General features: G+C 37.0%; 11 protein-coding genes. 4 read left to right on the top strand and 7 right to left on the bottom strand.

Annotated elements, in window-relative coordinates:
* Window positions 1–101: 101 nt before the first annotated feature.
* From ACOCEA_RS07545 to ACOCEA_RS07530, 4 genes are all read left to right on the top strand, one after another.
* Window positions 102–833 (top strand): head GIN domain-containing protein, encoded by a 732-nt coding sequence (locus tag ACOCEA_RS07545; protein WP_420755615.1) that lies wholly within the window; start codon window positions 102–104, stop codon window positions 831–833.
* A gap of 94 nt (window positions 834–927) precedes the next feature.
* The gene (locus tag ACOCEA_RS07540; RefSeq protein WP_420755614.1) at window positions 928–1938 is read left to right on the top strand and encodes a dipeptide epimerase; all 1011 of its coding nucleotides are present in this window, start codon (window positions 928–930) and stop codon (window positions 1936–1938) included.
* Window positions 1938–2990, top strand: a complete 1053-nt coding sequence (locus ACOCEA_RS07535) for an aminotransferase class I/II-fold pyridoxal phosphate-dependent enzyme (protein ID WP_420755613.1) — start codon at window positions 1938–1940, stop codon at window positions 2988–2990. Before ACOCEA_RS07540 ends, ACOCEA_RS07535 begins: the two co-directional genes overlap by 1 nt.
* Window positions 2991–3088: 98 nt before the next feature.
* A complete protein-coding gene (locus tag ACOCEA_RS07530) occupies window positions 3089–3535 on the top strand; it encodes a hypothetical protein (RefSeq protein WP_420755612.1) in 447 nt (148 codons plus the stop codon).
* Window positions 3536–3603: 68 nt separating this feature from the next.
* Here the strand turns inward: ACOCEA_RS07530 and trxB are convergent, their stop codons facing one another.
* From trxB to ACOCEA_RS07495, 7 genes are all read right to left on the bottom strand, one after another.
* Window positions 3604–4587, bottom strand: coding sequence for a thioredoxin-disulfide reductase (trxB, locus tag ACOCEA_RS07525; RefSeq protein ID WP_420755611.1), 984 nt, complete (start codon window positions 4585–4587; stop codon window positions 3604–3606).
* A 186-nt stretch (window positions 4588–4773) separates the two neighbouring features.
* Entirely contained in the window at window positions 4774–5898 is a 1125-nt protein-coding gene (locus ACOCEA_RS07520; RefSeq protein WP_420755610.1) for a formylglycine-generating enzyme family protein, read from the bottom strand.
* Between the two features lie 99 nt (window positions 5899–5997).
* Window positions 5998–6651 (bottom strand): fructose-6-phosphate aldolase, encoded by a 654-nt coding sequence (gene fsa, locus ACOCEA_RS07515; RefSeq protein ID WP_420755609.1) that lies wholly within the window; start codon window positions 6649–6651, stop codon window positions 5998–6000.
* 17 nt (window positions 6652–6668) lie between these two features.
* Window positions 6669–8702 carry a transketolase family protein gene (locus tag ACOCEA_RS07510; RefSeq protein WP_420755608.1) on the bottom strand — a complete coding sequence of 678 codons (2034 nt, stop codon included), beginning with the start codon at window positions 8700–8702 and terminating at the stop codon, window positions 6669–6671.
* A gap of 380 nt (window positions 8703–9082) precedes the next feature.
* The gene (locus ACOCEA_RS07505) at window positions 9083–10237 is read right to left on the bottom strand and encodes a PepSY-associated TM helix domain-containing protein (protein ID WP_420755607.1); all 1155 of its coding nucleotides are present in this window, start codon (window positions 10235–10237) and stop codon (window positions 9083–9085) included.
* A 157-nt stretch (window positions 10238–10394) separates the two neighbouring features.
* On the bottom strand, window positions 10395–10955 hold the full coding sequence (locus tag ACOCEA_RS07500) for a YceI family protein (RefSeq protein WP_420755606.1): 561 nt from the start codon (window positions 10953–10955) through the stop codon (window positions 10395–10397).
* A 91-nt stretch (window positions 10956–11046) separates the two neighbouring features.
* Window positions 11047–13431, bottom strand: a complete 2385-nt coding sequence (locus tag ACOCEA_RS07495) for a TonB-dependent receptor (protein WP_420755605.1) — start codon at window positions 13429–13431, stop codon at window positions 11047–11049.
* Window positions 13432–13454 lie beyond the last annotated feature (23 nt).

Here is a 13454-nt window from a genome sequence, read left to right as displayed (position 1 = left end):
TTTTATTACGTTCTAGTAGTCAAATACAACAGTTCAGTATAATCTAATAGCATAACAATAAGAAAACAAGGAGTTTTACATCAATCTAAAAATCAACAATCATGACAACACTAGTAAGAATTACCATTGCATTAGCACTCTCACTATTTTTAACAAGCTGCGGGTTTGATATTAATTTTGGCGATTTCAGTTCTGGAAAAAAAGGGAATGGCATCGTAATAGATGAAAAAAGGGAAATAACAGGTGATTTTACTATGGTTTCTGCATCGGAAGGATTAGAAGTTTACATCACCCAAGATGACGAGTTCAGTATTTCGGTAGAAGCAGACGAAAATGTAATGGATTTGATTGGAACAGATATTAAAAATGGCAAATTAAGGATCCATTGTATTGAGAATATTGGAAGGGCAACCAAAAAAATATTTGTAACCTTACCTGAAATAACATCCTTGGAAACCTCTAGCGGCGCCCATTTATCTACCCAGAACCTTATTAAAGCCGATGAGTTAAACGTTGAGTCCAGTAGTGGTTCTATATTAAATGCAGAAATAGCGGCAAATGAAATGGATATAGATGCCAGTAGCGGTGCCAACATTGACCTTACCGGAAAGGCCAAAAAAGTTTATATAGATGGGAGTAGCGGTGCCAATATTCGTGCAAGGGACTTATTAATAGAAACTTGTAGGGCAGATGCTAGCAGTGGCTCCAATATAAGTGTGAATGTCTCCGAAGAACTAATAGCTGATGCCAGTAGTGGCGCCAATATTACCTATTCCGGTGATGCCTCTGTAACCAAAAACAAATCGGTTTCTGGAAACGTACATAAATATTAGATAAATTCAATTAGAACAATTTCACCTAAAAACCCATTGTAAATTCAATGGGTTTTTCATTTTACAATAGCTACCATATGATTATCTTAGTATTATGCAACTACATTTAAAAAAGTATACACTTTCATTAAAACACACCTTTAGTATATCACGGGAATCCCATGATTTTCAGGATACATTAATCGTTGGTCTTTCTTTAAACGGACAAACAGGATATGGTGAGGCCACTTCAAATCCTTATTACAACATTTCTGTAGAAAGTATGATGCAGGAAATTGAAGACATCCGTAAAGAGATTGAAAATTATAATTTCACTGTTCCTGAATCATTTCATAGCTTTTTATCATCTAGAGGATTAACGAATTTTACGCTATGCGCACTTGATTTGGCAGCCCATGATTTATATGGGAAATTGGAAGGGAAACCACTATGTGAAATTTGGGGAACAGCCACTACACAATATCCCACTACCAACTATACCATAGGAATTGCACCAATAAAAGAAATGGTGTCAAAAATGAAAGAAATGCCATGGCCTATTTACAAAATCAAATTGGGGACGGAAGATGACGTTGCCATTGTAAAAGAGCTTAGAAAACATACGGATGCCATCTTTAGGATAGATGCCAATTGTGCGTGGACAGCAACGGAAACGATACAAAACGCCCCTTTATTAAAGGAACTTGGTGTAGAATTCTTGGAGCAACCCTTAAAAGCAGATGATTGGAAGGGCATGGAACAAGTAATGCACCGCAGTGTACTACCAGTAATTGCAGATGAAAGCTGTATTGTAGAAAGTGATGTTGAAAAATGCGCGTTACACTTTAGTGGTATTAATATTAAACTTACCAAATGTGGCGGTCTTACACCCGCACTACGTATGATTAGAAAGGCAAAGGATTTGGGAATAAAAGTGATGGTGGGTTGTATGACAGAGTCCACCGTTGGTATTTCTGCGATTGCACAGTTATTGCCACAATTGGATTTTGTTGATATGGATGGTGCACTATTACTAAAAGCGGATATTGCTAAAGGAGTAGAAATTAAAACAGACGGAAGGGTTTTATTTCCAGATCTACCTGGCAGTGGAATTACACTATTGTAATGGCGGTATATATTGATTCCTTTCCTGGACGCGAAATAAACATAAATGGGAAACCCTATCTGTATTTTGGCGGCACATCCTATTTAGGACTGCAAGATTTACCTGAATTTCAGGAACTTTTTATCGACAATATTCGAAAATATGGCACAGGATATAGCGCTTCCAGAAAATCTAATGTTCGTTTTCCAATTTTTGATGACGCCGAAAATTATTTAGCAGATTTAGTAGGTAGTGAACGTTGCATCACCTTATCATCTGGTTACTTGGCAGGTCAGTTTATTGCTGAATATTTGCAAACCAAAAAGTACAAGGCTTTTTATGCCCCTAACACCCACTCCGCCTTACTTAGAAATTGTACCCAACATAAAAATTATGTTACCTATGCCAGCCTTAATATTGCAGTTAGAAATTATTTAAATGGACCCAATCCAAAAATACCTGTTTTATATTTGGATGCCATTGACTTTTCTGGCGGCAATTACCCCAATTTTGAAAGCCTTAAAATATTACCATTAAAAAAGATGATCTTAGTTGCAGATGATTCACATGGGATTGGAATAGTAGGTGAAAATGGACAAGGTATTTTTAACACACTCCAAAAGTTACCTATTAAAACTTTATTCGTTTGTTGTTCGCTTGGTAAGGGTTTGGGTATTCAGGCAGGTGCTGTATTTGGTAATTCTGAGGATTTGTCCCAATTGGAAAGCGCTCACCTTTATGTTGGTTCAAGTCCTGCAAGTCCTGCAGCTATGGCAACCTTAGTACAGGCCGATAAACTTTACAATCAAAGACGGTCCATTTTAAGGCAAAATCTAGGGTACTTTTTAAAAGAAGTAGGTTCTGATGTAAAATTTAGACATATGGAAGGGCATCCCACCTTTTCATTTCAAAACGAATTACTTGTAACGCATTTAGAAAAACACGGTATTATAATCACCAATTTTAACTACCCCAACGAAAACTCAAAGATTACGAGTCGTATCGTATTAAGTGCTTCACATACCATACAAGACATAAATACACTTTGCAATACAATTAAGAGTTTTTCCTAAAAAATATATAATCCTTAATTAACATTTTAAAATTTTATGATTTCATTAGTATTTTTCGTAACTTTTATATAATTATTAATTTCCTAATACTATTGACCATGAAAAAAATATTTGGATTAGTGCTGTTGATGCTGATATTGATATCTGCATCCAATATGGATTTAACGGAAAAAAGACCATACCATACCATTGAAGGGACTTGGGAACTTGTTAGTTTTTATAACTATGACGGTCAAAATATCATAGATACCGTGCCGGCCACAGATGGTTATAGGCAAGTAAAAATGTATTATAATGGTAAAATAATGTGGTCAAGATATGTGCCCAAGGATAAAACGGCAAGGTTTGGGTATGGTTCTTATAAAATTACCGATAATGAACTTTTTGAGACCATTGAGTTTGGAGACAATGAAATGATGATGGCCCTGGATACTATGCGTTTGTTCACATTTGAACTTCAACTAAATGATGACAGTTATAGTCAAATTAGCGTGGATGAAGATGGCAACCGTACGTTTTCAGAGAATTATAAACGAATAGACTAACTTAAATACATTGTCATTAACAAAAAAGCACCGAATATCGGTGCTTTTTTGTTCGTTTTGTGTTTTTCTTAGACATTATACGAATCAGCAATAGCTTCCTCTACCGAGCCAATGCTAGCCAAATACCGTTCAGCATCTAGCGCTGCCATACAACCCGTACCTGCTGCAGTAACAGCTTGTCTATATTCCTTGTCCTGTGCATCTCCAGCCGCAAAAACACCTGGTATATTGGTCTTTGTAGATTTTCCTTTGGTAATCAAATAACCAGTCTCATCCATCTCTAATTGACCTTTAAATATATCGGTATTTGGTTTATGGCCAATGGCAATAAATAGACCGGTAATGGCAATATCTTCCTTTTCGCCGGTTTGGTTATTAACCATTCGTAACCCTTCAACTACTTGGTCTCCCAAAACCTCATCAACCTCTGTATTATATTTTACCTCAATATTCCCTAAACTGTGTACCCTATGCTGCATTACTTTAGAGGCACGCATATGGTCTTTACGCACCAACATGGTTACTTTATTACAGATATTTGCTAAGTAAGATGCCTCCTCTGCTGCAGTATCGCCCGCCCCAACAATAGCGACATCCTGACCTTTATAAAAAAATCCGTCGCATACCGCACAGGCTGATACACCGCCGCCCCTAAGTTTTTGTTCACTAGGAATATTTAGATATTTCGCAGAGGCTCCAGTTGCAATAATTACGGTTTCCGCCTCTATAACCTTATCATTATCAACAGTTATTTTATGTATTCCTCCAACCTTTTTGCTAAACTCAACAGCCGTTGCCATCCCAATACGTACCTCGGTGCCGAATCTTTCGGCTTGTTGTTGTAACTGTACCATCATAGTAGGCCCATCTATACCTTCTGGATATCCAGGGAAATTATCAACCTCTGTAGTCGTGGTTAATTGTCCCCCAGGCTCCATTCCCGTATACATCAAAGGTTTTAAGTCTGCTCTTGCTGCATAAATAGCTGCCGTGTAACCAGCAGGTCCAGATCCTATAATCAATGTTTTTACTCTCTCAATTGCTTCCGACATAATATTATTTATTCATTCAATTTGTATTGCAAAAGTAGGTTTTTGTATAAAAACCTTACCTCTAAGTTATTAAAAGTTTTCACTTTGGAACGGCTTACCTGTTAAATACAAAATCATTGCTCAGAAATGTTAAATACAGAAAAATGAACTTTCAATTGCTATTACACTGGTAAATAACAAAACAGTTTACTGCGCTAGCATCCCAACCGAGGCTACGGTTCTAAAACCAGTATGTTCCAAAGCGGAGTCCATACTTGAGCCCATTTTTGCGGAAACACGATAGCTCGCACAATAGGAAGCGGAACATAAAAAAGACCCCCCTTTAATTACTTTTTCTTTAGCAAGAGGATTATTGGGTGTATAGGGAGTAGCGGCACCATTTGGATTTTTTTGTATACTATTGGATTTTAATACATCCTTATAGTAGTTTGAATTATACCAATCACTGGTCCATTCCCAAACATTACCTGCCATATCGTACAAGCCGTATGCGTTTGGAGGGTAGGACTTAACCGGGGCCCTTAACTCAAAACCATCTTTTTTACTATTCATGACCGGGAATTCCCCTTCCCAAGTATTAGCATATTTACTTAATGTAGAACTATCTTCGCCCCATAAGTATGTTGTTCCGTAGTTGCCAGCCCTAGCGGCCAACTCCCATTCTGCTTCTGAAGGCAGGCGCCTACCGGCCCATGCACAGTATGCCAGAGCATCTTCATATGCAATTTGCACTACTGGAAAATTTTCTTTGCCAACAATATCACTACTCGGCCCATTTGGATGTCTCCAATTGGCTCCAATGGTCCATGACCACCATTGTGAAAAATCAAATAAGTTCCGAACCGATGTTTTCGATTTTTTAAAGGTAAGTGCCCCTGGTTTTAAAATGGAATCATGGGGCTTTGTTGTACCTTCTGGTAACTGTTTTTTAAGTTCTTCCCAATCAATGGCTCGCTCTGCCACCGTTGAATATCCGGTGGCATTTACGAAAGCTGAGAATTGTGCATTGGTAACCTCGGTAATATCCATAAAAAAACCATCCACGGTTACTGGTATAGCAGGTTTTTCATGTTCCATTGCCATTTTATCTTGATCTACGGCACCTTGTAAAAAAGTAGCACCAGGAATCCAAACCATATTACTTGGCGTTTCAATATAATCTGGCTGATCTGTCAAAACCACTATTGGGTTTTCTAGAGTACTGCCTTCACTTTTAGGTTGGTCCGAATTCTTTTTCTTTATATCTCCACAATTAATATAACAAACCAAAATCGTTAAAAATCCTAAAACCGTAAACCCCTTTTTTATCATTACTTATCACTATTTAATGCACAAAAATATTTTATGGTATATAAAAAATGCACCAGTACCAAAATGGCATGGTGCATTAAAAAATTTAAAAAAAGAATATTAGTTTCCTTTCTTATAATCTTCCAAGAACTTAGCCAAACCACTATCCGTTAAGGGATGATTAAGAAGGCCTTTAATTGCAGAAAGAGGTCCTGTCATTACATCAGCACCAATTTTAGCGCAGTCAATCACATGCATTACGTGTCTTACAGAAGCCGCTAGAATTTCAGTTTCAAAACCATAATTATCATAAATTAACCTGATATCGGCTATTAAACCAAGTCCATCTGTAGAAATATCGTCTAAACGTCCTATAAACGGGGATACATACGTTGCCCCGGCTTTGGCTGCCAATAAAGCTTGACCTACTGAAAATACTAGAGTTACGTTCGTTTTTATCCCTTTGTCCGAAAAATACTTACACGCTTTTACACCATCAGCGATCATTGGCAGTTTAACTACGATCTGTGGGTTTAAAGCGGCTAATTTTTCTCCTTCGGCCACCATACCTTCAAAGTCGGTAGAAATCACCTCTGCACTAACATGGCCATCAACAACACTACATATTTTCTTGTAATGGTTTAAAATGTTTTCAGCACCTGTAATTCCTTCTTTTGCCATTAATGAAGGATTGGTTGTAACACCATCCAACACACCCATATCCTGGGCTTCCTTAATATCATCAATATTCGCAGTATCAATAAAAAATTTCATCCTTTATCTATTTATAATTATTTATTTAAAAATTGTTTCACCTGCTCAAAAACCTGATCTCCAGTAAAACCAAACTTCTCATCCAAAACATCTGCTGGGGCAGAATACCCGAAATGTTCTAGTCCAAAAACCTTTCCGTTTGGACCCGCAAGACCTTCCAGGTTTACAGGTAAACCAGCAGTAAGTCCAAATATTGGCTTGTTACTTGGTATTACATTTTCTTGGTACTCTTTGGTCTGTTGTCTAAAAATACCTTCGGAAGGTATAGAGGCTATATTTACCTTTAGATTTTCCTTTTCCTCCAAAAGTTTTGAAGCGGCCACCAAGGTAGCTACCTCTGATCCATTAGCTATCAATACAATATCTGGATCATTAACCTCTTGAACTAAATAGCCGCCTTTTTCAGCACCTAAAGCAGCTTCATAACGGCTTCCAGATTGCGCAGGTACATCTTTTATTCCTTGTCTAGACAATATTAAGCCCGTTGGCGTACTTTGGTTTTCCATAGCCATTTTCCAAGCTACATTAGTTTCCTGTGAATCTGCAGGACGTAATGCCACAAAACTTTGCTCATGGCTATGGTTTTTCAATTTCTCCAACAAACGAATTTGCGCCTCTTGCTCAATGGGTTGGTGGGTTGGACCATCTTCCCCTACCCTAAAGGCATCGTGCGTCCAAACAAATTTTACCGGTAATTCCTGTATGGCGCTTAATCGAATAGCAGGTTTCATGTAATCGGAGAAAACAAAGAACGTGGCAACCACAGGAATAATTCCACCGTGAAGGGCAATACCGTTTGCTAACGTAGCCATGGTCAACTCTGCGACCCCTGCTTGTAAAAATGCCCCTGAAAAATTATTTTTTTGAAGTACCGATGTTTTCTTAAGGAAACCATCAGTTTTGTCACTATTGGATAAATCGGCAGAGGAAACGATCATATTCTCCACATTTTCTGCTAAATAAGCCAAAACATTTGAAGAGGCAACACGAGTTGCCTGACCATCTTTCTGAGCCACAGAACTAAAGTCCAATTTAGGTAACTTACCTTCAAAGAAGCCATCTAATTTATTTGATAATTCAGAATTATCGGCTCGCCATGCATCTATTTCTTTTTTCTTTGCCTGAGCCGCATCTTTCTTACGGTTGATCACATCTTCGTAATAGGTTTCTACCTTATCATAAATAGCAAATGGATTATCTACACTTGCACCTAAATTCTCTAAGGTTTTTGCGTAATCTGCACCTGTATCCCCTATAGGCTTACCATGCAATTCCGTATAACCTTCATACATAGTACCATCTGCAGTTACACAACCTTTACCCATTATAGTCTGACCGATAATAAGCGTAGGTTTCTCTGTTTCTGCATTGGCATCTTTTAATGCCTGTCTAATTTGTTCATGGTCGTGCCCATCAATGGTAACTACTTTCCAACCCCATGCTTCATATTTCTTTGCGGTATCCTCTGAGGTAACCTCATCTGTTTTTGAAGATAACTGAACATCATTGGAATCATAGAACATTATAAAATTGTTCAACCCCAAATGTCCCGCAATACGACCTGCACCTTGTGAAATCTCTTCTTGGACACCACCATCAGATATAAATCCGTAAATTTTATGATTCATCCAATCACCAAAACGGGCCTTAAGGAACTTGGCAGCAATTGCGGCGCCTACTCCCATCGTATGGCCTTGCCCTAACGGACCGGAAGTGTTTTCTATACCTCTAGCAACATCAACTTCGGGGTGACCTGGAGTAACAGATTCCCATTGTCTAAAATTGGCAACGTCATCTTTGCTATAATTTCCTAATAAATAATATTGGGCATACATTAATGTTGACAGGTGACCTGCATCCATAAAAAAACGATCTCTGAAAGGCCAATGCATATCAGATGGATCATAGTTAAAAAACTCTGTGTATAGGATATGCATAAAATCTGCACCGCCCATTGGTCCACCTGGATGTCCTGAATTTGCCTTTTCTACCATGGCTACGGCAAGTGCCCTGATATTATCTGCTGCTAATTGGTCTAGTTCTTGATTCATTTCTAAAAATGGTTATTTTTTACGATTGTGATTCGTTCTTATGCTTGTTTTAATGCCACCAAAGATACCCTATTTGAAAGGTTTTTTAAAATAAATGAAACAACATAACAAAAAGGAAACCTGATAGTATACCTAAATCATTAATTTTCTTTCATCCGAAAGGGTTTTCGCAAACTTTAATTGTTAAATGTACTTTTACATTATAATTAACCTTCTGAATTTCAAAAACTTAATATTAAATGTATAAAAAACACTTAATTTTAATGATGCAATAGTAATAAATATAATTTTTATTTAAAACTAAAACCTAAAGAACCGTACTCCATAATAATCTAGTATGTGATTTTTTGAGTTTTTAGCATATTTTAATGTATAAGTACCTAGGACACCATTTTTAGCGGCGATTTGTTACATTTTTTCTTACGTTTCTTTTGTAACTTATTCCACCAAATCAACGTACCGGTTATAGGCAAACTTGTAGCAATTAAACAGGTAATAAAGTAGATTGTTTTAGAAAACCAACCAAATATAGTCCCGGTATGGATAGGTTTAATTAACGAAGCTATTTGCACATTTAAAGGTTTATCACTAAAAAGTTCTTTATTTAAGACGGTACCATCCCTATCCAAAATCAACTTATCTGAAGTTACAGGAGATAATGAAGACGCATTACTCTTGGCAATGCTATAAACCCTTTTTTCTGTAGAGACAAAAGACAGACTGGTAGTTCCTTCATAGTTTAGTTCGGAGTTCGAAATCTTCATAATTTCTTCTAATGAAAGCCCTTTTATGGTATCAGATAACTGAGACTCGAACTTTGGACCACCTCCCCTACTTCCAAAAACCTTAGTGCCCAAAACAGCACTGCTGGCATCCCTGTACCATTCAAAAGACCAACAAAGTCCGGTCAATGTCATAATAACCAAATATACACAGGCATAGAAACCCAGCGTATTATGTAAATCATGGTTGATTCGCTTCCAATTGGCTGAAAATTTAACTTTAAAACCAGATTTGAAATTTTTCCATTTTAATTTCTTAGGAAACCAAAGGTAGAGTCCGCTAATGGACAGAAATAAAAAAATCAAGGTAGCTACCCCAACAATAGGTCTTCCAATTTTACTATCCAACAATAGCCAACGATGCATCCTAAACATTGTCATGAAAAAACCATCCAAAGAGGATTTTTGCTTTTGCTGGTATACTCCGGTGTAGGGATTAACCAAATAGGTGTTGCCTCGTCTTTGATTGGGGTCTGTCTTTACAGAAAATTGATAGGGTTCATGTTCATGGTAAGAAATGGTAACGCTATTTACTATACCCTCCTTTTCCAAATTCTGCATTAAGTTCGAAATAGACTTTTTGCCATTGCCATTAGATTTGACAACCATCTCCTCTATGAACAATTCTTTGATCTCGTCTTCAAAAGTTAACAATGTTCCACTGAAACAAACGAGAAAAAGAATAATACCACTGCCTAGCCCTAGCCAAAGGTGAAGGTCATTCATCAATTTTCTAAATGTAAATTTTATCATGTGTTGTTTGAATTTCGGCTAAAACTAGCAACAAAGAACGAAGTTCGCAAATTATTTTTATTAATTCTAAATAAGAATAGTAAATAAATCGTACACACATCCCTTAATAAAAAAACCCACTTAAAAGTGGGCTTTATACGTTTCTTAATAAAAAGTTTTATTGTTGGGCCATTTCCAAATTTATGGTAAACTCTACGTCATTACCAATTGCAGCACTCTCACCACCTACTCCAAAATCAATTCTATTGATCGTTCCTGTAATTTTAAGGCCTGCCTTTAATTTTTGACTACGTTGATCGGTAATTACGCCATTCACTTTGCCTTCCAAGGTCACAGATTTTGTTATACCGTGCATTGTAAGGTCCCCTGTCATGTTAAAAGTTTTGTCCCCAGTTTTTTCAACGGAAGTAGTCTTGAATGTAATGGAAGGATTAGATTCCACATCAAAGAAATCGGCACTTTTCAAGTGACCATCCCTTCGTTCGTTATCCGTGTCTATACTTGCAGTATTTATTGACACGTCAAAAGATGGGGTCATAAAAGTGTCATCAGCCGTGGCTGTAATTTCAAATTCATCAAAATTTCCCTCAACCTCTGAAATCAATAAATGTGTAATGGCAAAACCCACCTTGGAGTGTGCATTATCGGCCTTCCACGTAGATTGTGCAATAAGCGATGTACCTACAAGAAGTGATAAAAGAAATACTGTTTTTTTCATAATGTTCTGATTTTAAATTTTGGTTAATATATAAATAATAGGTTACTCATTTTTAATATGGTTTCTTTAGTTTATGTTAAAAAACATGTAATTAAAACCTACGTTGCTGACCAGAATACTGCATGGCCTCGCCTTTTCCAAAACCATAACTAAAACCTAGTGCTATAAAACGTCCTCTCTGCCCTCTGTCATATACCTCAAAATCGTTTTGGGCTATTTGGTTTTCATTTACTCTGGAAGCAAAAAGGTCCCTTACACTTAAACTTAATACGGCCTTCCCTTTAAGAATGTCCTTACGCAGCCCTAAATCCAAGAATAAATTATCACTACGTACACCTTGAACAGTTTTTACCTTAGATTGATAGTTACCCGTTGTTTGTAATTCAAAATCTGCCGGTAGTTGTACCTTTGCCATTAATTTTGATGACCACTGATCTCCACTAAAATCAAAAACCGTATCCTCAAAAGTACCTTCCCTTGTGAAGGTAGTATAGTTGAAATCCCCGTTTAAAGACATCCAATTAAAAGGACTATACTTTGCATTGAACTCTAAGCCTGTTAAGTTGTTTTTCCCAATGTTCTCAGGTCTAACGGTATTTACATTATTTTCAAAAACGGAAATCCTTTCAATAACATCGGTGGTGTATCTATAAAATACCCCAAAATTAATAGATGCTTTACCTAAAATATAAATACTCGTAATCTCATACGAATCGGTATACTCTGGTTGTAGATTGGGATTTCCTTGTCGAATACTAAAATTGTTTCGGATATTAAAAAATGGATTTAAATCCCATAATCGCGGTCTGTATACTCGTTTAGAATACCCCGCTTGCATGGAAATTTTCTCAGTGAATTTATATGACGTATGAACACTAGGGAACAAATTGGTATAGTTCTGTTCGTTTTCCTCATTTGTATTGGCCAAATATGTGTTTAGCAAAGTTTGCTCTAGTCGCAACCCTCCTTTTACGCCCCATTTTTCGCCTTCATATGATCCTGTGCCATAAAACCCTAAAACGTTCTGGTTAAATTCAAATAGATTGGTAAGTCCTGGATCTACAATAAAATTACTGCCATCAAAATTACTTACCTCATAATCATTGTTTACATCATTAATAACATATTGTGCACCTGTTTCCATTTTCCATTTTTCGGTAAACGGTTTGGTGTAGTCCAATTTAAACGTGAATACAGCTTCTTTAAAATCAGTCCTGGTTTTTTGTTCTGCATCATTGTCACTGCCACTAATAGTTTCATTTATAAAGTCTGAAGATTGATCTTTTGCGAATAAACTTCCTAATGAGCTAAAAATCAAGTTATGGTCCTCATCTCCTTTAAAATCTTTTTTATACTGAAGTTCAAACTGTAGCTTTGGGTTTTCTGCCTCTGTAACCTCGGTACGTTGCCATTCTGAAGTGATGTTTCCAGCACCATCTAAAGAGGTGAACCCTGTTGCAGAAGGTTGATCCTCAATTTCCATGGCAAAGTTTCCTGACAAGGTTAGCACATTACTATCGGTAATGTAATAATCTGTCCCTAAAACCAAATTATAAAAGGTCTCATTTCTATATTCTGTTCCCGCGGATAATACCGTGGTATTATTCACTAAATCTACATTACGGTTTTCTGTATCCTCAGGCAACTCCCTTATTCCAAAGCCAATCTGACTGAATAAATTAAATTTTTCACTTCTTTTATTCAAACTGATACCAACACTATGTGCATCAGGAGCCCCGGTATTTACGGATACTGAACCATTAAACCCCTTTCTCTGGTCTTTTTTGATGACTATATTTATAATGCCCGATGTACCTTCTGCGTCATACTTGGCAGATGGGTTGGTAATAACCTCTATCCTATCTATCATGTCAGCGGTTATGGTGCCCAAGGTATTTCCTTCCTCACTTGCGATTACAGATGGTTTACCATTGATTAGAATTTGTACGCCTTGACTTCCCCTTAAACTTATCTGCCCTTCAATATTTACATTTACTGACGGTACATTGTTCAAGACCTCCAATGCACTTACCCCTGTACTGCTTATATCTTTCCCTACGTTGAAAACTCGTTTGTCCAACTTAAATTCAGTCCTTGAAATTTCCCCTTGCACAACAACCTCTTGTAATTGCTGTGCATCCTCTGAAAGTACCACGGTACCTAAATTTATACTCTTTCCTGTGGTAACGGGTTGCCCAAACGTTTTCGAGGTAAAACCAATAAAACTAATTTCAATGTAGAAATTATCGGCATCGGTCTCAATTGAAAAAGAACCGTCATCCAAGGTCGTAGTTCCCGTTATTGGCTTTTGGGTTTCTGGATCAGCAACCAGAACAGTAGCAAAAGCAATAGGTTGGGCAGTAGTTTCCTCAATAACCAAACCCGTTATAGTTTTTATTTTTTGTTGTGCGAACAACCCATTCAATCCCATTAAAAATACTAGTATGGGATACATCAACAACATCTTCTTTTTCATGTTTTTCCTTAATTTGTTCATAT

It is taken from the genome of Maribacter luteocoastalis (genome assembly GCF_048890225.1).
Classification (GTDB): Bacteria; Bacteroidota; Bacteroidia; order Flavobacteriales; family Flavobacteriaceae; genus Maribacter; species Maribacter luteocoastalis.
This window is presented reverse-complemented; position numbering and strand designations above follow the sequence as displayed.

What these genes read in the sequence shown, in the direction of transcription:
- ACOCEA_RS07545 (WP_420755615.1), top strand. Translation starts at nt 102, where the DNA reads ATGACAACACTAGTAAGAATTACCATTGCATTAGCACTCTCACTATTT.
- ACOCEA_RS07540 (WP_420755614.1), top strand. Translation starts at nt 928, where the DNA reads ATGCAACTACATTTAAAAAAGTATACACTTTCATTAAAACACACCTTT.
- ACOCEA_RS07535 (WP_420755613.1), top strand. Translation starts at nt 1,938, where the DNA reads ATGGCGGTATATATTGATTCCTTTCCTGGACGCGAAATAAACATAAAT.
- ACOCEA_RS07530 (WP_420755612.1), top strand. Translation starts at nt 3,089, where the DNA reads ATGAAAAAAATATTTGGATTAGTGCTGTTGATGCTGATATTGATATCT.
- trxB (WP_420755611.1), bottom strand. Translation starts at nt 4,587, where the DNA reads ATGTCGGAAGCAATTGAGAGAGTAAAAACATTGATTATAGGATCTGGA.
- ACOCEA_RS07520 (WP_420755610.1), bottom strand. Translation starts at nt 5,898, where the DNA reads ATGATAAAAAAGGGGTTTACGGTTTTAGGATTTTTAACGATTTTGGTT.
- fsa (WP_420755609.1), bottom strand. Translation starts at nt 6,651, where the DNA reads ATGAAATTTTTTATTGATACTGCGAATATTGATGATATTAAGGAAGCC.
- ACOCEA_RS07510 (WP_420755608.1), bottom strand. Translation starts at nt 8,702, where the DNA reads ATGAATCAAGAACTAGACCAATTAGCAGCAGATAATATCAGGGCACTT.
- ACOCEA_RS07505 (WP_420755607.1), bottom strand. Translation starts at nt 10,237, where the DNA reads ATGATAAAATTTACATTTAGAAAATTGATGAATGACCTTCACCTTTGG.
- ACOCEA_RS07500 (WP_420755606.1), bottom strand. Translation starts at nt 10,955, where the DNA reads ATGAAAAAAACAGTATTTCTTTTATCACTTCTTGTAGGTACATCGCTT.
- ACOCEA_RS07495 (WP_420755605.1), bottom strand. Translation starts at nt 13,431, where the DNA reads ATGAAAAAGAAGATGTTGTTGATGTATCCCATACTAGTATTTTTAATG.